This window comes from Herbaspirillum sp. FG34 (assembly GCF_057809315.1).
The window spans coordinates 66,606-90,520 of the sequence record NZ_JBMDJS010000004.1; the positions used below are offsets into that span (position 1 = coordinate 66,606).

Here is a 23,915-nt window from a genome sequence, read left to right on the forward strand (position 1 = left end):
GGCCCTATTGATGAATATGTCCTCGTTGGTGGCTGCGGTAAATGCCGTGGCTTTTACGGAAGGAACATCAATCTGGCTGGGTTCATCGAGCCTTGCGAGCCGCCGGAAGCGAAGTCAGGACAGAGTCTGATGATGACGGGGAGATGCGGGCCACGGGCGGTTCCTGCAACGTTCCTGACGATCAACAGAGGCGCTTCACTTCCAGAGCGAGGGGGATAGTACCATCGGCACCTGACAAATCAGCAACGAAAAACTTCGATTTTTCATGACTAAATCTGACGCTGACTGCAATCCATTCACTCGGGCCGTTGCGCCGCAGCGAGCAGCTCCGGGCCGATCTCGCGCAGCACGCGGGTCGGCACCTTGAGCAATGCTCCCCATTCACTCCAGTCCCAGGACACGCGGCCGCACAGGTATTGCAGACTGGAGAGCGGCAACTCGAAACGTTCCCCCAGTTCCAGCAGACGCGGCAGCAGGGCCGGCCGCTGGGCATCGCTGGCCACGCAGACGTCGGCCACGCAGGCAGCCAGTTCCAGCAGGCGGATCAGGCGCTGCTGACGGTCTTGCTCATCCATGCCGGTGTTGTCGGCCTGGCCGTGATACAGGACGCTTTCGCAGAAGAGCTTGGGGAACAGCCAGTCCTGCATCATCGCTGCGGCCAGTTCCAGATGGTTGAATCCGAACAGTGCCTTTTCTTCCTGTCGCAACGAGGCGCCCTGCACGCCGGTGCGCAGCAGCTCGCCGTAACGTTTGGGACGCGCCGAGGCCAGCCCCAGCCGGCCGATATCGGCCAGCAGACCGATGGTGAACATTTCTGCCGGCGGCGCCACCTGGAGCAGGTCGCCCAGGGCCTGACCAGCGCAGGCCATGGCCGTGCAACGGCTCCAGAACAGGTCATAGTCGAACTGCTCGCAATCCCCGCGCCGCGCCGATTCGGTCAGCGAGATCGCCAGCGCCATCTGACGCACCGCATGCAGACCGACCATCAGCAACAGCTCGATATTGACGGCGGCCACCATGCGCCCCTTGTTGATGTTGGGGATGTTGGCAATCTGGATCAGGCGACCGGCCAGCACCGGATCACCCTGCACCTGCGCCACCAGCTCCGGCAGCGCAATGTCTTCCTGCTGGCACATCTGCATGATCTTCAGACGCACACCCGAAGGCGCAGGCAAGACTTCAGAGTCTTGCAGTTCACGGAAAACCAGGGGATCGACGTAATGAGACATGAGGATTCGTGTGATTCTTTTGAGTTCGATGCTTGGCGCAATGCCAATTTGAGTTCACCACAAGCATACCCAAATAATGTGCATTGTGCGTTGCGGCAATGCAAACGGAAATCAAGTTTCATCAGGACACGTCGGCCTGCTCACTGACAGGAAGGCAGGGCGGGCACTGACAGTGGCGTGCCGTGCTTGCCGTTAAGCTGACAAGTGGAAGCGGCATCGGCAACTCTGCAAAAAGCTTCATATAACTTGCGACAAAGCCGCGACAAGACCGCTGCAGGCATGGACAAAGCGGGCCGGACACGGCAAAACGGAGCCGCACGATTTTTTCAAGGCAGAGCAAGGACAACTCCCGCATGGAAGACATGGTAGTGGTGCGCAAGGAAGGGCTGTATTGCGTCCCCGGCGATTTCTACATCGATCCCTGGCGCCCGGTGGCGCACGCGGTCATTACGCACGCCCACGCCGACCATGCCCGTGTGGGCCATGGGCACTATCTGGCGGCGGCACCGGGCGCGGGCATCCTGCGGGCGCGCCTGGGTGCGGATATCCCCCTGCAAACGTTGCCTTATGGCGAGCGCATCAACCACAATGGCGTACGGCTGTCGCTGCACCCCGCTGGACACGTGCTGGGCTCGGCGCAACTGCGCATGGAGCACGAAGGCCGTATCTGGGTGGCCTCGGGTGACTACAAGCTGGAACCTGACGGTACCTGCGCGCCCTTCGAGCCGGTGCGATGCCACGCCTTCATCACCGAATCCACCTTCGGCATGCCGATCTATCGCTGGCAAGCGCAGCAGGAGATCTTCGACGAGATCAACCGTTGGTGGCGCAGCAATGCCGCGCAAGGGCGCGCCAGCGTGCTGTTCTGCTATTCCTTTGGCAAGGCGCAGCGCATTCTGCATGGCATCGACGCCAGCATCGGTCCCATCATCTGCCATGGCGCAGTGGAGCCGCTCAACCTGCTCTATCGCGAAGCCGGCATCGCCCTGCCGGAGACGCTCACCGTAGGCCAAGCGGAGGCCGACAAACGCAGCAAGGCCACCGTCTACGCCGGCAGCCTGGTGATCGCGCCGCCGTCGGCGGCAGGTTCGCCCTGGATACGCCGGTTTGGCGACTACAGCGATGCCTTCGCCAGCGGCTGGATGCGCTTGCGAGGGACACGTCGGCGGCGCGGGGTCGACCGTGGCTTCGTCCTCTCCGACCATGCGGACTGGCCGGCCCTGCACGAGGCGATCCGCGCCACCGGCGCCGAGCGGGTCATCGTGACCCATGGTCAGGTCGCCACCATGGTGCGCTGGCTGCGGCAGCAAGGGCTCGATGCCGGCGCCTTTGCCACCGAATACGGAGATGAAGAAACGCAAGACAGCACTACCCCGGCTGCGCCCGTAGCAGCGCAGGAAAGCGGCCGTGCGTGAATTTTCGCGGCTCTATGCCGAACTGGACGCCACCACCTCCACCACCCGCAAGCTGGCCGCCCTGCAGGACTACTTTGATCGTGCTCAAGCCGCCGATGCGGCCTGGGCAGTGTACTTCCTGGCCGGGGGCAAGCCGCGCCAGACGGTTCCTACCAGCTTGCTCAAGCAATGCGCGATGCAATACGCGCAGATCGATGAATGGCTGTTCGAAGAGTGCTATCACAGCGTGGGCGACCTGGCCGAGACCATCGCCCACGTCCTGCCGCCGCCCTCCGGCGCCAGCGACCTCGGGCTGGCGCGCTGGATGGAGGAGCGCATCGCGCCCTTGCGCGGCGCCGATCCGGCCGTCATCCGCAGCGCCCTGTTCGCCGCCTGGGATGAACTGGACTGGCAGGGACGCTTCCTGCTGTCCAAACTGATCGGCGGCGGTTTTCGCGTGGGCGTGTCGCGCCTGCTGGTCACACGGGCGCTGGCTGGCGTTGCCCGGCTCGATCCCAAGCTGGTCGCACAACGCATGGTTGGCTGGACCGATGGCCGCACCCGGCCCGATGCCCTGCGCTTTGCCGCACTGATTGCGCCGGCCGCGGGTCAGGATACGCAGTTGCAGGGTGGGCAGCCCTATCCCTTCTTCCTGGCCCATCCGCTGATGGAGGTGCCAGACACTCTGGGACCGCTCTCGGACTGGCAAGTCGAATGGAAATACGATGGCATCCGCGCCCAGCTGGTGCGCCGACAGGGGAGCAACTGGCTGTGGTCGCGCGGAGAAGAACTGATCACCGACCGTTTTCCCGAACTGGCCAGGCTGGCCCTGCCCGATGGCACCGTCATCGATGGCGAGATCGTTATCCGCCTGGTCGATTGCGGCCCGCAAGCTGATCGCGTGGCGCCTTTCGCCGACCTGCAAAAACGCATCGGTCGCAAGAACCTCACCGCCCGCCTGCTGGCTGACCTGCCCGCCGGTCTGATCGCCTACGATCTGCTGGAACAGGACGGCCAGGATCTGCGCAGTCTGCCCCAGCATGAACGCCGCCACCGACTGGAAACCCTGGTGCAGGCCCATGCCGCGCCCGCCCTGATGCTGGCGCCCCGCATCGTCGCCTCTGACTGGAGCAGCCTGGCGCAGCTGCGCAGCAGCGCGCGCGAGCGTGGCGTGGAAGGCATGATGTTGAAGCAGCGGGAGGCACACTATGGCATTGGGCGCACCCGCGATGTCGGAACCTGGTGGAAGTGGAAGGTCGATCCCTATTCCATCGATGCCGTGCTGATCTACGCCCAGGCAGGTCATGGGCGGCGTGCCTCGCTGTACACCGACTACACGTTTGCGGTGTGGGACGCTCCGGACGAACACGGCGAGCGTCGGTTGGTGCCCTTCGCCAAGGCCTATTCCGGCCTCACCGATGCCGAGATCGCGGTGGTCGACCAGGTCATCCGCAAGACCACCATCGAGAAATTCGGTCCAGTGCGCAGTGTCAGGCCGAGCATGGTGTTCGAGATCGGCTTTGAGGGCATCGCCCTGTCGTCCCGCCACAAGGCGGGCATCGCCGTGCGCTTCCCGCGCATCCTGCGCCAGCGCCCGGACAAGACGGTCGAACAGGCCGATACCCTGGCCAGTCTGCGGGAGCTGCTGGGGCCCACCGCCAGCCTGCCCTCCGAGGAAAAACAGAAAGAACTGCATCGTGCCACGCAAGACGACTAATTCCCGTTCCAGCGGGAAGATCGCCCTGTCTCAGGCTGAACAATGGTTCAGCCAGCGCGGCTGGGAGGTTTTCGATTTCCAGCGCGCCGTCTGGCAGGCCGCCACCTTGGGCAAGAGCGGCCTGCTGCATTCCGGCACGGGCTCGGGCAAGACCTATGCGGTCTGGTTCGCCGCCCTGCTGCACGCCGAACCCAGGCTGGGGCAGCCGGACCTGCCCACCCATGTGAGCGGCCTGCGGGTCTTGTGGATCACCCCCATGCGCGCCCTGGCCACCGACACTTTGCGCGCCCTGCAAGCGCCGCTGGCCGACCTGCTGCCGCACTGGCAGGCTGGCATGCGCACCGGAGACACCGCCGCTGGCGAGCGTGCGCGCCAGATGAAATCCCTGCCCCAGGCCCTGGTGACGACCCCGGAAAGCCTGTCGCTGCTGCTGTCGCAAGCCGATGCCCAACAACGCTTTGCGAAGCTCGATGTCGTGATCGTGGATGAGTGGCATGAACTGATGGGCAACAAACGTGGCGTACAGGTGCAGCTTGCCCTGGCGCGCCTGAGACGCTGGCGGCCAGGGATGGTGGTGTGGGGGCTGTCGGCCACGCTGGGCAATCTTGAGCAATCGCTGCAAGTCCTGCTCGGTCCTGCGGCTGCCGGACAGGGCGTGCTGGTACGGGGCGAGCAACGCAAGCGCATCGTCATCGATACCCTGTTGCCACCGCAGCCGACCCGCTTTGCCTGGGCTGGCCACCTCGGCATGCAGATGCTGCCGGCCGTGGTGCAGGAGATTGAGGCTAGCGGCAGTTCGCTGGTCTTCACCAACACACGTTCCCAAGCTGAACTCTGGTACCAGAATCTGTTGGACGCCCGGCCCGACTGGGCGGGCATCATCGCCCTGCATCATGGCTCCCTGGACCGTGAAGTGCGGGACTGGGTCGAACACGGCCTGCGTGATGGCCGACTCAAGGCCGTGGTCTGTACCTCCAGCCTGGACCTGGGCGTGGATTTCACCCCGGTGGAGCGGGTGTTGCAGATCGGCAGCCCACGTGGCGTGGCCCGGCTGCTGCAGCGCGCCGGGCGCTCCGGCCACTCACCGGGGCGCAGCTCGCGCGCCACGCTGGTGCCGACCAACAGCCTGGAGCTGGTGGAAGCCATCGCCGCCCAGGATGCGGTAGCGGCCGGCCGCGTCGAAGAACGTGCGGTACCCGGGACACCGCTGGACGTACTGGTCCAGCATCTGGTGACCATCGCCCTGGGAGGCGGTTTCCGCGCCGATGAGCTGTTGCAGGAAGTGCGCCAGGCCTGGTCCTATCGCGACTTGCGCGAGGACCAGTGGCAATGGGCGCTGGACTTCGTGGCGCGCGGCGGCCGGAGCCTGAGCGCCTATCCGGAATACCACCGGGTCGCCCTGGGACAAGACGGGGTCTACCGCGTTGACGTGCCGGCCATTGCGCGGCGGCACCGGATGAACATCGGCACCATTGTCGCCGACGCCAGCCTGCACGTGCAGTACCTGAAAGGCGGACGCATTGGCACGATTGAAGAAGGATTCATCGCGCGCCTGCGTCCGGGTGATCGTTTTCTCTTTGGCGGGCGCGTACTGGAGTTCGTCCGGGTCCATGAGATGACGGCCTGGGTGCGCCGCAGTACTGCTGGCAGCGGCGCCGTCCCGCGCTGGCAAGGCGGGCGCATGCCCTTGTCCTCGACCTTGGCGCAGGCCGTGCTGGAGCGCCTGCAACAAGCCGAACAACAGCATTTCGACGGCCCGGAAATGCAGGCGGTGCGGCCACTGCTGGCGCTGCAGGATGCCTGGTCGGCACTGCCCACCGGTCAGCGGCTGGTGGTGGAAGCACTCAAGAGCCGGGAGGGCCATCACCTGTTCTTCTATCCCTTCGCCGGCCGCCTGGTCCACCTGGGACTGGCGTCTCTGCTGGCCTGGCGCCTGGCCAGCACGCGGGCAGCCACGTTCTCGATGGCCGTCAACGATTACGGTATCGAACTGCTGGCGGCGGAGCAAGTGGAGTGGGCGCGCCTGGCCCCGGACCAGGCACAAGCGCTCTTCAGCGAGGAGCACTTGCTGGACGACATACTCTGCAGCCTGAACGCCACCGAACTGTCGCAGCGACGTTTCCGCGAGATCGCTCGCATTGCCGGGCTGGTCAGCCAGGGCTATCCCGGCCAGCACAAGAGCGCGCGCCAGTTGCAGGCTTCGTCGGCGCTGTTCTTCGAGGTCTTCCGCAAGCATGATGCCGGCAATCTGCTGCTCACCCAGGCCCAGCGCGAGGTGCTGGAACAGGAGCTGGAACTGGAGCGCCTGCGCAGCACCCTGGCCGAGCTGCGCGCACGCACTCTGAGGCTGGTGCAGCTGGAGCGCCCTACCCCGTTTGCACTGCCGCTGATGGTGGAACGCTTCCGCGAGAAGCTCTCGACCGAGAAACTGGCCGACCGCGTGGCGCGCATGCTGCGCGAGCTGGAAGGTGCCGCCGACAAGACCGCCTCGCGTGAACAACCCAAGCCCGCCACCCGGCGCAAGGCCAAGCCCAAGACTGCCGCATGATGCCCTACCCCAGCTTCGACGCCGATGGCGCCATCCTGACCATGCTGCCCGAACGCGCGCTGCTGTGGCGCCAGCGTGCCATGCTGATCCTGGCCGATGTGCATTTCGGCAAGGCAGCGGCCTTTCGGGCCGGCGGCATTCCGGTGCCGCACGGCACCACGCGGGCCAACCTGGAGGCCATCGATGCGCTGGTACAGCAGCATGCAGTGCGTCACATCGTGTTCCTGGGGGATTTCCTGCATGCCCGCGCGGGACGTGCTGCTGGAACGCTCTCGGCACTGGCGCAATGGCGTGGCCGCAACGCGGGACTGACGCTCACGCTGGTGCGTGGCAATCACGACCATCATGCGGGTGATCCGCCCGAAGTCCTGGGCATGGAACTGGTCGATGAGCCCTGGCGGGTCGGCCCGCTGGCGTTCTGCCATCATCCGCAGACAGTGGACGGTGCCTTTGCCATTGTGGGCCATGTGCATCCGGTGTATCGCCTGTCCTCGGCGGGCGACAGCTTGCGGCTGCCCTGCTTCGTGGTGGACGGGCGCTGGGCGATGCTGCCGGCATTTGGCGCGTTCACGGGCGGCCATCGTGTCGATGCCTTGCCGGGACAGCGCATCTATTTGGCGGCCGAGGATTGTGTCTTGCCGCTGCCGGGCTGAGCCGCCACGCAATAAGGGGTATCATCGACGCGCTGATATTCATACGAGGAGACAAAGACAATGACATGCAAACACCGCCTGCTGGCCCTTTCGATTGCACTCGGCCTGGGCGTTCTCGCTAACGCGCCGGCACAGGCAGATGCGCTGGCCGACATCCAGAAGGCTGGCGTGGTCCGCATCGGCGTACCGCAGGACTTTGCGCCTTTCGGTTCAGTCAATACGGACCTGCAATTGCAGGGGCTGGACATCGACGTGGCCAAGCTGATCGCCCAGAAAATGGGCCTCAAAGTGCAACTGGTGCCGGTGGCCAGCGCCAACCGCATCGCCTACCTGCAGACCCACAAGGCCGACCTGGTCATCTCCACCCTGGGCAAGAATGCCGAGCGTGAAAAGGTGATCGATTTTTCCCAGCCCTATGCGCCCTACAACAACAGCGTGTTCGGCGTGGCCAGTGTGGCGGTGAGCGGCCCTGCCGACCTGGCCGGCAAGACCGTGGGCGTGGCGCGCGGTACCTTCCAGGACCTGCAACTGACCGACACGGCGCCCAAGAGCGCCACCATCAAGCGCTACGAGGACAACAATGCCATGATCTCGGCCTATGTCTCAGGCCAGGTGCAACTGGTGGGTACGGGGGACTTTGTCGCCTATGCGCTGGCCGAAAAGGCACCCGGCAACAAGCCGGTGCTCAAGTACATCATCCATGAATCAGCCTGCAGCGTCGGCTTGAACAAGGGCGAAACCGCCTTGCTCGGCAAGGTCAACGAGGTGCTGACCTCGGCCAAGAAGAACGGCGAACTCAATGCCATCGTGCAGAAGTGGCTCAATGTGCCGCTCCCGGCGAAGATGGCCAGCACGTTCCAGTAAGCAGCAAATCTGTTTGAAGCTTCATGCCGCGATGCTGCGTCATGAAGCTTTATTTTTCACCCATATTTCAGTCATGAATTAGCGAAATTTTTCGATGGAGGTAGCCAGCCCGGACTGGCAAAATGCACGGCACAAAAATGAGCGGCCTGATTACTGAGCGCCGCTGCCATGCAGCAGTCGATGACAGGGGGTAGCACGGGGACAACTTGATGCCAGCGTGGTGTTGAAAACCAACACACGTTCGTTCGCAGCACAGCGAATGGCGGACCATCAAGATGAGGCTATCCCGTGACGCAAGATGCAGCACCGCCCCGCCGGCAGCACAGCGCGCCTGTTGCACCGCGCTTGCTTTCCACGCTCCTTTCTGGTTTCCCCTCTACGCTGTTCGGCCCTGGCCTGTCGCAACACGCGCGCCTGATCACGCTGGCCAGCGCCCAGGAAGCCGGCTTGCCTGAATCCTTGGTCGTGGAGCGCTTCCACGGCCAGGAGAGCGTCAATGACAACTTCCAGTTCGACATCGACGCCCTTTCGATTTCCACCGATCTCGATCTCAAGCAATTCATCGGCACCGAGCTGACCCTGCGGCTGCTTCAGGCTGACGGCAGCCGGCGCGCCTGGCATGGCTACTGCACGCAGGCTTCATGGCTGGGTGCCGATGGCGGGCTGGCGCGCTACCGGCTTCGGCTGGAATCCTTTCTTGCCTTCCTCGACCGCCGTCGCGACAGTTTCCTGTTCCAGGACATGAGCGTGACCGACATCGCCAGCGCGGTCCTGAAGGAATACCCGCAAGCCAATTTCGCATTGGAGGTCACCCAGCCTCTCAGCAAGCGCGACATCTGCACGCAATATCGCGAAAGTGATTTCGCCTTCCTGCGCCGCATCCTGGCCAGCGAGGGGCTGAACTTTCGCTTCGAGCATCAGCAGGAAGGTGAGCAAGGCCACGCTCATGGCCAGCAACAGGCGAGGCACAAGCTGGTCATCTTTGACCGCGAGGCCAAGGCACCGGATCTGCCGGGCGACGATACGCGCATCCGCTTTCACCGGGTCGCGGCCACCGAGGCCAGTGACGCCATCACCGACTTTGGCGCCGTGCGCAGCGTGCGTTCCAATGCGGTGGCCCTGGCCAGTTGGCATCCCGAGAAGATTTCTTCACCTTCGGCCGAGGAGAGCTCCAGCCTGGATGCCGGTGAACTCCCTGCCCTGCCGGTCTACGACGGTACCGGCCAGCAGGACTTTGCGGACCAGCAAGCGGCCGCGACCCATGCACGGTTGATGCTGCAGGCCCTGGAAATGCAGAACAAGCACTTTGAAGGCACAGGCGCGGCGCGCCAGCTCGGTGCTGGCATGCAGTTCACGCTGAGCCAGCACGAGCGCTATCCCGACGGTGAAAACCGCTTCAAGCTGCTCTCGGTCAGTCACAGTGCACGCAATAATTTCGACAGCAACATTGCCCAGATCCTCGACCAGGTGCTCCCCGCCTCGCTGGGAAATCTGTTCGGCAAGACGCCCGCATCGGACAGCGCATCGGAGGACGACCTCAAGACTGGCACCTACCGCAACAGCTTCGTGGCCTTGCGCGACGTGGTCCCCATTGTCCCCATCGCCATCACGCAACGCCTGAAACCGACTGCACGCGGCCCCCAGACTGCGCTGGTGACCGGCCTGCCGGACGTGGCCGTCACCACGGACCGCAATCACCGCGTCAAGGTCCAGTTTCACTGGCAGCGCGGGAAGTCGCCCAATCCGGGCGGCTTGCGCGACACCGGGAACCTCGGTGACAAGAACGGCAACGCCCCCGGCAACGATGCCTCCGGTACGTGGGTGCGCGTGGCCGAAGCGCAGTCCGGCCCCAATTGGGGCAGCCAGTTCACGCCGCGCGTCGGCAGTGAAGTGTTGATCGATTTCATGGAGGGCGACATAGATCGTCCGGTAGTGGTCGCGCAGCTCTACAACGGCAGCGACGTGCCGCCCTTTCCGGCTGGCGCTGATTCCGGGGCCAATCACGCCGGCACGCTCTCGGGCTGGCACAGCACGGCGCATGATGGCAGCGGCTTCAATCAATGGGTGGTGGACGACACGCAGTTGCAGTTGCGCATGCGGCTGGCGTCCAGCCAGGCCAAGTCCCAGCTCAATCTCGGCCATCTGATCGAACAGGCCGACACCGGTGCCCGGCGCGGCAGCTATCGCGGCCAGGGTTTTGAATTGCGTAGTGATGCCTGGGGCGTGGTGCGCGGCGCGCAGGGCTTGCTGATTTCCTCGACGGCGCGTCCGGTTGCCGGTGCCAGCGTCACCAGCACGCAGATGGATGCCCACGAAGCCGTGGCGCAATTGAAGGGTGCGCAGCAACTGGCGCAGATCATGGGCGAGGCCGCCGCACAGCAGCAGGTGCTGCATAGTGCGGCGGCATTCAAGGCCAAGAGCGAGTTCATCTCCATCATCGATCCGGCGGACCAAGGCAAGCATCCGGGCAGTGTGAACGGCCAGGAGGCCTTCAAGAGCCAGCCGGAGTCACGCGAGAACGACCGTGCGCGACCAGTCGAGATGTTCGCGAAAGCCGCTGTGCTGATGGAGTCCCCGACCAACATCAACTGGACCAGTGCGGCTTCCACCGTGCTCTACGCTGGCGAAAGCCTGCACTGGACCACGCAGGGGGATACGCACTGGACTGCCGCCGATACCGCCAGCCTTGCGGCCGGCAAGGCGGCCACGCTCTTTGCGCACGACGGCGGCATACAGGCCTTCGCCGGCAATGGTCCGGTTTCCTTGCAGGCGCATACCGATGCGCTGGAGATCCTGGCTGACAAGGAGGTGAGCGTCATCAGCGTCAATGAAGGCATCGAGATCAAGGCACGCCAGAAGATCGTGCTGCAGGCGGGGCAGGCTTCGGTGACGCTGGAGGGTGGGAATATCACGTTTGCCTGTCCGGGGACGTTTTCGGTGAAGGGGGGAGCGCATGCTTTTCCCGGAGGAGCGAGTGCAGCGGCAAGCCTGTCTCCTTTACCGAAAAGCACCGTGGATGCAAAAGATTCACGGAAATTCTCGTTCTCGCGGTAAGGATTCCATATGCTCATCAGCCCGCCTTTTCTTCCTCCGCATCTTGATCAGGACGATGATGGCTATCTGCAGAGGGCCATGCGTAGCCCGGAACATGGGAATTTCCCGGTCAGCCATAAACTCTCGTGGCACGGAGGCTTGCATTTGGAAGCCCCAGCTCGTAATAACGGTCGAGAACCTGTTCGGGCCATTGCCGATGGCATCGTCGCTTACGTTCGACAACCAACGGCGCGCCCTTCCACCGCTACTGAAGATGAAAAGCATGTACTCGGCTATATGGGATGGACAGATGACGGCTGCATCATCATTCGCCACGATTCTACGATCGGAGCCCAGAACGATGCAGAAACGCCAGTACGTTTCTACTCCATCTACATGCATCTGCAGACGATACGCGGTATCAAGGTCGGCCAAACAATTTATCGCAAGGCCGAGTTGGGCAGTGCAGGCTCATTTGAGGGGCACGCCAACATCATCCACTTTGAGATCATCTGCGACGACGACAACCTTAAAAGACTGCTCGGCCGCAATACGGGTGACCTCAACATCACGACAAACGGTCGTACCGATGCGGTCTTTGGTGAAATTTACTTCAGGTTGCCAGCCAATACCCTACTCTACTCACAGCGTCCTCCCCTGAATGAGAAAGCTGGCGTCGGCGGAACTGTATTGACCGAAGTCCTACTCGTGGGACTTCGTTTCGGAGGTGGACATGGTCATGTCAGCACCTATCGCACGGACGGCACCCGAGTAGGCGCAGTACTGAAGGAAAATGAAGCTGAATACGAACTTTACCGCCAGGCTGGAAAAATCGTTCAGGCGTACAGAGCCGCACGAGCCAGCCAAGTACCGTCACACAGCGCAGTCTACGAGTTGCTGCGATTCGGACGGATCTTGGGACCGGATCCCCTGATGCCAAGTGACACGCCACACTGGCGGCAGATCTCCACAGCGGATGCAAAAGGATGGGTGAATCTGAACGCCACAGGTGTTTTCAAGTACAGCGATGCCGATGCGCCCCAGTGGGCGGGCTGGCAACTGCTGAAGGACTACGACGACCAGAACAGCCGTTGCGATCTTGACGTGCTTCGCAAAATGCTGGACGAAAACGGTGACATGATCACGACCTGGGCCGAGGCGGAACGCCGCATGAAAGACATAGAGATCCAACGGCTCATGCGAGGGATGGTGTGTAAATTTCCGACTGAATGGCAACGAGCGGGCGTCGTGCAGCGGTGGAATTGGCTGACCAAGGAAGGCCCGAGCACCGAAGGTAGCAAAACGCCAAGCCTGACGAAAAGTACTTACCTGTCACTCGCCGACTTCCCTGCTTTTCAGCGTCATGTGGAGGCATTGGCATTCTGGGAACATGCTGTGCTCGACGGTATCGACGCCGCACATTGGCACTTTCATCCGAGAAAATTCATTGAACACTTCAGGAAATGCGGCTGGCTAAGCATTGGGGAAATGAAGCGCATTTATGCGGACAAGGAGAGCCTCTATAGAGATGTTGGTCAGTCGGGGGAAACCGTCAAAGAAAGATTCCGCCTCAGTCTCAATCTCGTCTTTCGGAAATATCTTCTCAATACGCCCGTCAGGATGGCCCATTTCTTTGGACAGGCTGCACAAGAAAGCTTTTTCTTGTTGCTGACCCGTGAGGCGGCCATTGTGGTCCACAAAGCAATCAAGGAAAACCATATTTCGATCCAGCGAGAAGGTAATGGATATCTTCAGATTACAGAGAATAATAAGAGTCAACTACTCCACTTTGCTGACCCAAGTAAAAAAGGTTACTACGAAGGACGCATCGATTTGGCTAATACAGACCTCGGAGACGGAATGAAATTTCGCGGCAGAGGCCTGAAACAGTTGACGGGACGTTTCAATTATTCAGAGTACTGGGTATTTCGCGGTTGGCTTGATCGCAATTCTTTCGATGCTGGCTGGTTTAGAAACGGGGGGAAAGGGCCAACCATCAGGGATCCGCAGATCGTGGCGGATATTCCTTATAACGCTGTAGATACCGCAGGCTTCTATTGTGCAAAAAACGTTATTCTGAAAGCAGCTGACGGAGGGGCTAACGCAAAGGCTTCCGCAGCCGTAAGTCGGCTAATTAATCCTCATGAACTCCCAGCAAAACCGACACGATCAACCTATACGATGTTGTCCTACATCACCCTCGGCGATGGAATCTAAATACCCTCTGTCACTATTTCTCTCAATGTTTTTCTTATTTCCAGATCCGATCAGCGCCTCGAACATTGAACTTCGCAATTCGTTCCGCGGCGGAGCAAATGGATTCGCGTTCAAAGCAGGAACACGTACAGTTTCAATTCCGCTCGGTATCCGAGTGAGCGACTGGGCCGTCAACTGTTCAAGAACCCGTGCCATTGCATGGGGACAAGACCTAAGTAAAGCACGGATAGGTGCCCCGCCCGTTAATAAGGTTTACGTCATTGATCTAACAAAGAGAAAGCCGATTAATCATTTCACGAGAACGAGGGGCCCCTACGAAGCGGCCTTCAGCAGGAATCACAAAACAGCGATAGTGGATCACGATATCGTGGACCTGACGACAGGAAAGGTGGTCGACGTGATTTACGACATGAATCTTGATTTGGAAACTTGTCCCGCATTTCCCGGAAAGCAGTCGAACTAGTACGACTTCAGCTCTGTCAGCGCATAAATTCCCAATCACCTCAAATGATCTCAATGTTCACTCGCTTAATCATCGCGTGTGCTGCCACGGCATCGGCAACGCTTGCCCTTTCCGCCACATCAGCACGGATCGAAGTGAAGCCAATTACGTACAACGGCTCGCTGCCTTATGTCGAATCCGGCGACGCCAAGCGTGACGCCCGCATTAACCATCGCATCTTCCTCGATTTGATCGGGCAGCCAGCTCCCGCCAGATATTCCGACGGCATCAAGAAGCCCAAGGAGCAGATCGGATTCCAAGGCAGCTCGGATTTTGGTTTCCTGGTGTTGCGCAACGATGATCGGATGCTGGCACTCGAGGTTGATAGCGAGGGCTGCGGTGCCTATTGCGAGCATTACTGGGCGCATTACAACTTCGATGCGGCTACCGGACGAAAGATTGCAGTTTCGGACATCTTCACGCCAGGAGGAGGTGCGGCGCTGCTGAAGCAGAATCTCGCGAAGCGGCAAGCCGAGTACAGGAAAGCCATTGCAGACCTGAACAAGGAGGCCTTAGCCAACCGCAAGAAGCAGGGCATCACAATACCGTGGCCGCAGTCTATGCCCGACAGCAAACCAGACGAGGAAGAAGAGCGCATCGCGTTGACCATCAGCATGTACGAATCCTGCCTGGAGTCAATGCGCTCACCCGACTATGGCAAGTATTACAAATTAGATGATATCTCGCTGCAAATCGACCGTGAATCCATCACCTTTCTGTATGACCGCTGCAGTAACCACGCTGAGCGGGCGCTGGACGACGTGGGCGAACAGAAGGTCACTTACAAAATCATCGATCTGACGCAGTATTTCACTGCTTACGGAAAGTACTTGTTCATGAGCGGCCCGCAAGCTGCTCCGCGTGCCGAACCGTATCGGCAGATTCTGAAAGGCCGAGTGGGGCAGGCGGCCATCACACTAGAATTGTCCGAACTCTATGACGACGGTTCGCTGTCCGGAAGCTACTTCTACGATAAGTACCGCAAGCCGATCCCGCTGAGCGGCAAGGTAAATGGCGGCGTCGTTGAGTTCACAGAGTCCGAAAGCAGCGATACACCCAAACCGATGATTCGGGCCACGATCAAGGGCGACGAGCTACAAGGCCAATGGATTGGTAAGAAGACCCTCGATTTCTGGGCTGCACCCTGATCCTGATCACCCTTGCTGTCACCAAAGCAAACGCAAGCGAAACCACGCCATCGAATCAGACATTCTCACGATATCAGCAGGTAAAAATAAAGGATAAGAGCTTAACGCTCACAAACTGCACGCAGTCAGACAATGTGACTTATGCCACTTATGAACGCCCAGAATCAATCTCTGGGAGTGCCAATCAAAACCTCCAACCATGCCCCTGTTACTGACGTCAAACTACTCACTAGCTCTCTTTCTTTTCGCACTCTTCACCTGTCCTGCGAAGGCTGGAGCCGAAACTCCCAGGCATCGCAGCGACTTCCGCGCTGTCGGCAACCAATTCGCTTTTGAAGCGGGCAGACGCACTGTCGCCGTCCAACTGGACATTCCGGTGAACCAATGGGCCGTCAACTGCGCCCGGACCCACGCCATCGTCTGGGGAATCGACCAGCGCAAGCTACCTCGGGGCATCCCGCCATTCAACAAGATCTACATCATCGATCTCCGGCGGGGCAAGCCTGTCGGTCACTTCACGCGCACGCGTGGCCCTTATGAAGCCCGTTTCAGCAAGGATCAGACAATGGCGATCGTCGATGACGAAGTCGTCGACCTGGCCAAAGGAAAGGTGGTCGGGTATATCTACGACATGAAGCTTGATGATGAGACCTGCTCGCCTTTCCCCGGAAAGCAGTCAGGCTAACAATTACTGACTCCTGCTGCCCTCATGATGTCGAGGTGCAAAAGGCTCAAGCTCTGCAATTTACGAATCATGAAAATACCAGGCACGATACTTTCTTTCCTTGGCGGGGCCACTGCCACAAGTTTGCTGTTCTGCGGCTACCTTGTCTGGAAGCCCGCTACCGTAAAAATCCACCGCCTCACCACACCTTTGCAACTCAGTACCGAACAGGCATCAAATGGTCTGCTGCCAGTCGGTACAACCCTCTATTACGATACGTCTTTCCCTGAAGGATTTTCCCGCTATAAAATTTACGTCAACATCAATCGGATGTCGCTGGAGCTAGAGACGCTTCGGGACCCCACCATGATCGATCCGGTAGACGCGATCGCTTTCAGTCAGGGAGCTCTGCTCAAACTACTCAGGAATCATCCCCTTACCAAAAATGACCTCCGGGCGATCGTCAATTTTAGCTATCTCTCAAAAGACGAAATTAAGGAAGTCCTTTCCGAATTCACGGACGGAAAATGACGCCAGCATGCCAGAACATCTCTATTGTCTGGCAAGAATGCCGACAGTCACGTATCAGATCGCCTCTCTCTTCACGACGCGAAAAACCTGATTCCGAAAGCGGCTGATGGTGGGGCTTTGGCAAAACTTCCGCTCCAGCAAGCCGGTTGCTTAGTCCATTTGAACAGAGGCCGAAGTCTCTGTCTGCCCGAAGTGACGAACAACCGACAAGCTGCTTGAGGTGTTTGGCCGAGCAACTGGAAGCCTCGTTCGCGCATAGCAACACCTTCGATTCTGTGTCACACCAAAGCCGCGTCTGCGGACCACCAATATGAAAAGCAAGGCAATTATTTTTCTCGCCGGGATGATGACCGCGAGCCTGTTCATGGTTGGATATCTCGTATGGGAATTCACCACCGCCAAAATCCACCGCCTCTCCGCCCCTCTGCAGCTGCGTTCCTATCAGGCCTCCAATGGTGTGCTGCCGAGCGGAGCAACGCTCTATTACGACACGTCCTTAGCTGAAGGGGTGTCCCGCTACAAGATCTATGTCAACATCGACCGCATGCCGCTGCCGCTGGAGAACCTGCCGGATCCGACCATGATCGCCCCGTTAGAAGCAGCTCCTTTCCGTCAGGAAGCGCTGCTGAAACTTCTCAGGAATCATCCCCTTACCAGAAAGGACCTCGATACGATCCTCAGCACGGGGTATCTGACCAAGGACGAAATCAAAGAGGTACTCAGTGAATTTGTGGCGTCAAAATGACCTAAGCACACAGCTGTGGTTCTCGGCCTTCAAGCGAATGCCGGGAACGTTGATCAATCCATGTTTTGAATCAGCCTTTCCTTCATGAAAAGAACTGCTCTACTGATCATGGCTACGGTTTTAGGCATCGCCACGGCCCTGCTCCTTGCAAGCGCAACAAAAGTCGAACAGTCATTCCCACCGCTGGAAGTGCAAGGCACAACGTATCAAAATGCCTGCACAGCGCCTGAGCGTTCCGAGCTGCGCCGCGAACTACCGCACGAGGCGCATGAATTGATCGAGACCTTGCTCTGCGCAAGAAAAACTCCCGCCCGCAAGGCCTATCTCAAGCAGCATGTCACGCCCAACGTCAACGCCGAATACAGTGGAAGCGGCCAAGAGGACCTACAAGAAGTACTTCAAGTTGACGACGAACTGCTCGATCACCTGATGAAAGCCGGTGAAGCCTGGCAAGTCACCACAACCGTCACCGATGAGCAAATTGAGGTGATGTTCTTCGTCAACGAAGCCTGCGTGCAAAGCCGCAGTCTCCGACTCGACCAAGGAAGATGGATGCTCTACGGGCTTGGTGCAGGATGCGATTAAGCAACGCGACAGCGCGCCGCCCCCGTCACTGCTGCCTCCGCTAATCAGAACTTGCTCGACACCCCCAACCCCCACTTGCGCTCCGCATCCCCGCTATCGGGCAGCAAGCCATTCGAATAATCCAGGCTCAGGCCCACGTTCTGGTTGAAGTTGTAAGTCAGCACCGACTTCCAGTAATGAATGCTGCGATTGCCCTGCAAGGCCTTCAACCCGGTATAGGTCGTGGTGAAATCAAACGGCAAGGCCGGATTGGTGGAAGACAGCGTGAACCCCGCCTGCGCCCCCAGGCGAATGAAGTCGCGATGCTGGTCAACCACATCCGCATCGCCCCGGTTGATGTAGATACCATTGCGGCTCTGACCAATCAGGATGGGCTTGAAGGCCAACCCATTGTTCCAGCGCAGGAAATCGTTGAGCACGCCGGGACGCACCGGTGTCAACGTGAAGTTGACCGTCAGCAGCCGGCTGCCGTCGGTACTGTTGACCAGGTAATCGGGACGCGCCGTCAGGTCCTCGGTATTGGCCGTATCAGCATGGGCAAAGTGGAAGGCCGACAGCATCCCTACCTGGCTGGTGCGCGTCGTGGTGATCTCGGCACTGCCACTGTCATAGTTGGTCACCCGGTTCTGCTTGAACCCGACATAAGGCACCGCCTCATAGGTGCTGCCGGGCGTCCCCAGAGGGCGCTTGTCCAGCGCATAGCCGGCAAAAACCACCACGTCATTGGTGCGTGATTGCGCTACATCGTCATTGGCCAGCGCCACCCGCGCGCGGTCGACCGAGGAGAAGCCAGCCTTGTCCCGATGGTCGATGGAAAGCTGGTCAGGATTGCCCCGAATCCGCACACGATCCATCCAGCCGGCCGGCTGTGCCGGACCGGCAGTCCCGTTAGCCGGTGGCGTTGCAGGACCAGCCGCCGGGGTAGGCACCGCCACCGGCGCTACGCCCATGCGCAAGGCCGTCTCTGCATGCGCCAGCGTCGGTGCCGCACCCGTCCCTTCACAACGCAGCGCCACGCGGCTGTTGTCCCGGAAAAAAGCCACCACATCACTGCGACCACTGGGCTGGAAGCGCGCATCCTTGCCGTCGAGCAGCGCCTGTACATCCGCAGCCATATGGTCAACGTTGCAGCTGTCGCCCTGGCAGCCCTGCCCCCCAGACTTCTCCATGGCGCGCTTTTGCAACAACCAGGCCACCAGGGCACGCGGCGAGTTCAACGGGGCCGGATCCTGGCCAACCGATAAATAGGCCGTGCTCACCGGATAGGTACGGATCAGGGTGGCGGCGAGCCGGTCCTTGTCCAGCGTCTGCTCAGCGTTGCAGAAGCCGGTATCGGCTGCATGGGCCAGGTTCAAGCCAAGAGGAGCAAGCAGCAGGATAGCCGCTACAGGATGAGGAAGTCGTCGTTGCATCAGATCGAATGGAGAAAACGCAGAAAAACGGTGGAATTCAAACAGACGGGGTCCAGAACAGCCGACCAGGCCCGCCCGCCGGAGACACCCGGCCCGGCACAGACCTGCTTCAACTCTGCGCCAGCGGCAGGCCCGGCAGCGGACGCAATTCCAGCTGCCCCAGCAGGTAAGGCTGAATGACCAGCTTGTAGCTTTCCAGGTCAAAACCCTTGAGGCTGGCGGCCGGACGGCGGATCAGTTGCCGATGGTCACGGTCCAGCGACCCAAGATAACGCCAATGATCGATGACATGCAGCTGCTGCCAGCCATCGCCCTGCTCCACCAGTCCCATCGGACCGGCGTAAGGCCAGGGCAGGATGCGCAAGTCTTCCAGCGCCTGCATCAGGCGATGCTGGTGCTGTTCATGGGATTCCTCCCCGGTGCAGGCGCCCCGGCAGCGACGGATCTGACGACCGAAGCAGGCCATGCCGATGCCATCGGCCTGTTCCAGCCCCGTCACGATGGAGCACAGACCGTGGCGCTCGACCAGCTTGTTCAACGCTTCCCGGGCGGCGCGCTCGCTGGTATAGATGCCGAAGAGGTTCTCGGCCCGACTGAAGTGGCGCTCATCCACCTGCGCCACCCGGGGCTGGCCCGCAGGACTGAGCCGCAGCGTGAACAGGCCACGCCTGGTGCGCGGCTTCTTGTTGTGGGAAGGACGCAGATCGTGCAGCAGGCAGTTCTCCAGCAGGGCCGCGCCCAGCTCACCGGCTGTACGACGGCATTCGATACGGCGCGTGCGGCCGATCAGGTACTGTTCCTCGTGACTGCGCAGATGAGCCAGCACGCGGCTGCGCAGATTGACGCTGCGTCCCACGTACAGGGCCTCGTCATCCACACCGCGCAGGATGTAGACACCGCAGGCGGCGGGCAAGGCGTCAATGCTGGCACGGTCGATGTGCAGCGGATAGCTGAAGGTGGCCGCGCGATGCGCTGCCGGCTGAGGGGCGTTGAAAGTGGCACAGGGCAGATCGAGATGGTGCAGGCCGCGCTGCCCTTCCTGCTCCAGCAGGCGCTCCACCAGGGCGGCAGGCAGCTTGCGCGGCTGAGCGGCCGGCGCCTGCGGCATCAGGGCCGGCATCGCGGCCTGCAGGGGGTGGGTCAACAGCTGGGTCAGTGAGGTGCGGTGGCGGATGGTATTCATGGCACTGGCCAAATCCTTCTTGTTGTTCATGTCACGGCGGGCGGGGCGTACTCTGTCAGGTTGCAGACGGTCCGGATCGGCCGGCCCCTCAAGTTGAAGTGGATTATGAAGTCGACCCTCTGCCGCCACAGTCGGCAGGAAGATGAAGATCGTGTAGGACATTGCCGCCTGGCAGCGCCGCCACGGATCTTCTCCTACAAGGATTTACCGCTCTTGCCGATACTGGGCGGGGCCTGCCTGGACTTACTCTTGGGCGATTCCGTCCTCTTTCCTCATCATGGAGTCGCCATGCCCGCCACCGTTGCAGACATCCTCATCGACACCCTCTACGACATCGGCGTACGCCAGATCTTCGGTGTTGTCGGTGATGCCTTGAATCCTCTGACCGACGCCATCCGTCGCGACAAGCGTATCGAATGGATCGGTGTTCGCCACGAGGAAGGTGCCGCCCTGGCCGCCGCCGGACAGGCCAAACTGACCGGTCGCCTGGCCGTCTGCTGCGGCACCACCGGCCCCGGTGCCAACCATCTGGTCGCCGGACTTTACGAAGCCCGCAAGGACCACGCGCCGGTACTGGCCATCTCGGGAGGCGTGCCGGCAGCGCGGCGCGGTACCGATTATCTGCAGGAAAATTCACCCGACATGCTGTTCCGTGACGTCGCCGCCTACAGCCAGGTCGTCACCAGTGCAGAACAGGCGCCAGCCGTGTTCCATCAGGCCATTGCCCAGGCTTATGCGCAACGCGGCGTAGCACACCTGAACATTCCTGCAGACATCATCGGCGCCAGGCTCAGCGGCACCGTGCCCAGTATTGCTACGCTGCGCGAGCGCAGTGAACTGGCACCGCCGCCCGCCGACATTGCCGCCGCCGCTGAACTGATCAATGCCGCCGGATCGGTCGCCATCTTTGCCGGCCATGGCTGCCGGGGTGCCATCGACCAGGTGCTGGCGCTGGCGAGCAAGTTGCAGGCGCCGGTCATGCACACTTTCCGGGGCAAGGACCTGGTGGCGTACGACCATCCGCACTGGATCGGAGGCGTCGGCCTCATCGGTGGCGCGCCCGGCACCGATGCCCTGCATGCGGCCGAGGTGATGCTGATGCTGGGCTCGGACTATCCCTATTCGGAATTCCTGCCCACCCGCTCCAAGGTAATCCAGATCGACGAACGCAGTTTCGTGCTGGGTCGCCGCGCCCCGGTCACGCTGGGCATCACCGGCTCGGTCGGTCCGGCCGTGCAGGCCTTGCTGGAGCAGGTCGAGGGCAAGACCGATGGCAGTTTCCTGCAAAAGACCAATGCCGACCGCGAACGCTGGAACAGCAAGCTCGATAACGCCGCCGAGATCAAGCGCCATCACAAGAAGATCAAACCGCAAAGCGTGGCCCGTGCCGTGAGCGACCTGGCCGAGGACGATGCCCGCTTCGTCATCGATACCGGCGTGGTCACGCTCTGGTGCGGCAACTGGATCCGCCAGCGTGGCCAGCAACGCCTGCTGGCCTCGTTCAACAATGCAGCGGTCGGCACTTCCCTGGGCCAGGCCAACGGCATCCAGGCCCTGGACCGTGAACGGCAGGTGATCGTGGCCGTGGGTGATGGCGGCTTCACCATGCTGCTGGGCGAATTCATGACCAGCGTGGAGCACAGATTGCCGGTGAAGGTGATCGTCTTCAACAACCGCGAATGGGGCCTGGTGCATCTGGAGATGGAAGAAGCCGGCCTGCCCGCCTTCGAAGGTTCAGAATTCCCCAATGCCGACTTCGCCGCCTTCGCCCGCGCCTGCGGCGGCCAGGGCTTTACCGCCCGCACGCCCGAGCAGTTGCAGGAAAGCCTGCAGCAATTGCTGGCCGCGCCCGGCCCGGCAGTACTGGATGTGTTCATTGATCCGTCAGAACTGCCGGTCATGCCGCACATCAAGATGGAGCAAATCTGGCGGTTCGGCCTGGCCAAGGTCAAGGAAAGCCTCATTGCCATGCAGGGAGGATGAGCATGAACGCCATCGAACAGCAACGAGAGCAATACGCAGCGCAACTACGCGCCCGCTTCGAGGACTACAAGCGCTGGGCCATGGCGCACTGGCCGGTGACCGATCAGCCGCTGCAGGACAGTGCCTTCATCGCCGCCGAACGCGAGCTGGAACTGATTACCGGCAGCATGCTGCACCCGGGCCGCAAACCCGACGGCATTCCCGCAGCCAGTGCACAGCCGGGGCAATTCGAAGAGGTCACCCCGGCGCCCTGGCCCTGAGTCCCGGCCGCCTCGCGCATTCTTACGTACGGTTGCGCCGCCCGCTTATAGGGAGGCAAAGGCGCACGCAGTAAGCTGTCTTTCACGGGCCGCACCCACTGATGCAGAGCTCGGCCCTGTCCATCAGAACAGAAGGAGAACAGCATGAGCGCAAGCAAATCCGACAAGAATCATCGTCCCAACCAGTACGACACCCCGTCCGAAGTGGCCCTGGATGAAGCCAATGAGATGAGCTTTCCTGGCAGTGATCCGGTAGCCACCTCCAACATCACCCGCATCGAGAAGGCCCCCGAGATGGAAAAGGCCAGGGACGACCATCAGAACAGCCACCGGGTCAAGCAGAACACACCCAAAGCGGGCTGATTCCTGTCCGCCCGTCCCATTTGCAGGGGCGGCCGGTGCATGCCGGCCGCCTTTCTTTTTTGAAGGGAGAAGCATGATGAGCAATCGCTACAACCAGTTGAAAGTCGCCGTCCTGGTGACCGACGGCTTCGAGCAGGCCGAACTGCTGGAACCGAAGAAGGCCCTGGAGGCTGCCGGTGCCACCGTCCACATCCTCTCCGACAAGAGTGACAGCGTGCAAGGCTTCAAGCATGTCGACAAGGGCGAGGTCGTCAGTGTCGATGGGCGCCTGGATGCGGCCAACCCGGCCGATTATTCTGCCGTGCTCCTGCCCGGTGGCGTGGTCAACGGCGACGCCATGCGCCTCTTGCCCGAGGCGCGTAATTTCGTGCGCGCCGCCAACGACGCGGAAAAGCCCATCGCCTCCATCTGCCACGGCGGCTGGCTGCTGATTTCGGCTGGTATCGCCAAGGGCCGCACGGTCACCAGTTGGCCCAGCCTGCAGGACGACTTCAAGAATGCCGGCGGCCAATGGGTCGACCAGGAGGTGGTGCGGGACGAAAACTTCGTCTCCTCGCGCAAACCCGCCGATATTGCGGCCTTCAACAATGAATTCATGAAACTGCTGGATGAGCAGCAGCGCCGTGAACAGCGCCAGCAGCCCGTCGGCAGTGCCACGGACGCTTCTGCCTCAACGGCAAGCGGCAAGCCGCAACTGTCCGACAAGGGCCGTGCTCCCGCCGCGCCGCCCGATCATGAAAATGAAGCCTTTGCCGTGGCCCACGGAGAATCGGCGCAAAGCGATGGCTAAGGGTGGATTCAAGGCGATATGAAGGAAAATGAGGAATCGAGGGGCGCTCCCCTCGATTTTTTTGGGCTGGCGCCGGATTTCGCATGAAGCCAGA

19 protein-coding genes are annotated in these 23,915 nt (G+C 61.0%); 16 read left to right on the forward strand and 3 right to left on the reverse strand.

All coding sequences use genetic code 11. From position 1 onward, the window contains the following. Positions 1–296: 296 nt before the first annotated feature. Positions 297–1,229 (reverse strand): HDOD domain-containing protein, encoded by a 933-nt coding sequence (locus ACODSZ_RS06495; RefSeq protein ID WP_008328626.1) that lies wholly within the window; start codon positions 1,227–1,229, stop codon positions 297–299. 353 nt (positions 1,230–1,582) lie between these two features. Between ACODSZ_RS06495 and ACODSZ_RS06500 the strand changes: the two genes are divergently transcribed. From ACODSZ_RS06500 to ACODSZ_RS06555, 12 genes are all read left to right on the forward strand, one after another. Then, positions 1,583–2,644: a ligase-associated DNA damage response exonuclease gene (locus tag ACODSZ_RS06500; RefSeq protein ID WP_488927286.1), complete on the forward strand. Its 1,062-nt coding sequence runs from the start codon at positions 1,583–1,585 to the stop codon at positions 2,642–2,644. Further along, complete coding sequence (locus ACODSZ_RS06505; protein ID WP_175342560.1) at positions 2,637–4,340, forward strand: ATP-dependent DNA ligase; 1,704 nt, start codon at positions 2,637–2,639, stop codon at positions 4,338–4,340. Before ACODSZ_RS06500 ends, ACODSZ_RS06505 begins: the two co-directional genes overlap by 8 nt. After that, positions 4,321–6,888, forward strand: a complete 2,568-nt coding sequence (locus ACODSZ_RS06510; protein WP_488927287.1) for a ligase-associated DNA damage response DEXH box helicase — start codon at positions 4,321–4,323, stop codon at positions 6,886–6,888. Before ACODSZ_RS06505 ends, ACODSZ_RS06510 begins: the two co-directional genes overlap by 20 nt. Continuing rightward, on the forward strand, positions 6,885–7,541 hold the full coding sequence (gene pdeM, locus ACODSZ_RS06515; protein WP_241822839.1) for a ligase-associated DNA damage response endonuclease PdeM: 657 nt from the start codon (positions 6,885–6,887) through the stop codon (positions 7,539–7,541). Before ACODSZ_RS06510 ends, pdeM begins: the two co-directional genes overlap by 4 nt. Before the next feature lie 60 nt (positions 7,542–7,601). Further along, positions 7,602–8,405: a transporter substrate-binding domain-containing protein gene (locus ACODSZ_RS06520; RefSeq protein WP_488927288.1), complete on the forward strand. Its 804-nt coding sequence runs from the start codon at positions 7,602–7,604 to the stop codon at positions 8,403–8,405. A 288-nt stretch (positions 8,406–8,693) separates the two neighbouring features. After that, positions 8,694–11,459: a type VI secretion system Vgr family protein gene (locus ACODSZ_RS06525; RefSeq protein ID WP_488927289.1), complete on the forward strand. Its 2,766-nt coding sequence runs from the start codon at positions 8,694–8,696 to the stop codon at positions 11,457–11,459. 9 nt (positions 11,460–11,468) lie between these two features. Continuing rightward, positions 11,469–13,655, forward strand: coding sequence for a M23 family metallopeptidase (locus tag ACODSZ_RS06530; RefSeq protein ID WP_488927290.1), 2,187 nt, complete (start codon positions 11,469–11,471; stop codon positions 13,653–13,655). Between the two features lie 516 nt (positions 13,656–14,171). Then, positions 14,172–15,305, forward strand: coding sequence for a hypothetical protein (locus ACODSZ_RS06535; protein WP_488927291.1), 1,134 nt, complete (start codon positions 14,172–14,174; stop codon positions 15,303–15,305). 199 nt (positions 15,306–15,504) lie between these two features. Further along, on the forward strand, positions 15,505–15,990 hold the full coding sequence (locus ACODSZ_RS06540) for a YncE family protein (RefSeq protein WP_488927292.1): 486 nt from the start codon (positions 15,505–15,507) through the stop codon (positions 15,988–15,990). A gap of 69 nt (positions 15,991–16,059) precedes the next feature. Continuing rightward, the gene (locus tag ACODSZ_RS06545) at positions 16,060–16,500 is read left to right on the forward strand and encodes a hypothetical protein (RefSeq protein ID WP_488927293.1); all 441 of its coding nucleotides are present in this window, start codon (positions 16,060–16,062) and stop codon (positions 16,498–16,500) included. Positions 16,501–16,810: 310 nt separating this feature from the next. Further along, entirely contained in the window at positions 16,811–17,245 is a 435-nt protein-coding gene (locus ACODSZ_RS06550; RefSeq protein ID WP_175342553.1) for a hypothetical protein, read from the forward strand. 84 nt (positions 17,246–17,329) lie between these two features. Continuing rightward, complete coding sequence (locus ACODSZ_RS06555) at positions 17,330–17,830, forward strand: hypothetical protein (protein WP_488927294.1); 501 nt, start codon at positions 17,330–17,332, stop codon at positions 17,828–17,830. 44 nt (positions 17,831–17,874) lie between these two features. Here ACODSZ_RS06555 and ACODSZ_RS06560 read toward each other — a convergent pair whose 3' ends face one another. Further along, positions 17,875–19,185, reverse strand: coding sequence for a hypothetical protein (locus ACODSZ_RS06560; RefSeq protein WP_249776910.1), 1,311 nt, complete (start codon positions 19,183–19,185; stop codon positions 17,875–17,877). A 166-nt stretch (positions 19,186–19,351) separates the two neighbouring features. After that, positions 19,352–20,425: a nucleotide excision repair endonuclease gene (locus ACODSZ_RS06565; protein WP_488927295.1), complete on the reverse strand. Its 1,074-nt coding sequence runs from the start codon at positions 20,423–20,425 to the stop codon at positions 19,352–19,354. A 288-nt stretch (positions 20,426–20,713) separates the two neighbouring features. Between ACODSZ_RS06565 and ACODSZ_RS06570 the strand changes: the two genes are divergently transcribed. From ACODSZ_RS06570 to ACODSZ_RS06585, 4 genes are all read left to right on the forward strand, one after another. Next, on the forward strand, positions 20,714–22,408 hold the full coding sequence (locus ACODSZ_RS06570; RefSeq protein WP_175342549.1) for a thiamine pyrophosphate-binding protein: 1,695 nt from the start codon (positions 20,714–20,716) through the stop codon (positions 22,406–22,408). Positions 22,409–22,410: 2 nt separating this feature from the next. Further along, positions 22,411–22,668, forward strand: a complete 258-nt coding sequence (locus tag ACODSZ_RS06575) for a hypothetical protein (protein ID WP_008328615.1) — start codon at positions 22,411–22,413, stop codon at positions 22,666–22,668. A gap of 144 nt (positions 22,669–22,812) precedes the next feature. Further along, positions 22,813–23,031, forward strand: a complete 219-nt coding sequence (locus tag ACODSZ_RS06580) for a hypothetical protein (protein ID WP_008328613.1) — start codon at positions 22,813–22,815, stop codon at positions 23,029–23,031. 73 nt (positions 23,032–23,104) lie between these two features. Continuing rightward, positions 23,105–23,821: a type 1 glutamine amidotransferase domain-containing protein gene (locus tag ACODSZ_RS06585; RefSeq protein WP_008328611.1), complete on the forward strand. Its 717-nt coding sequence runs from the start codon at positions 23,105–23,107 to the stop codon at positions 23,819–23,821. Positions 23,822–23,915 lie beyond the last annotated feature (94 nt).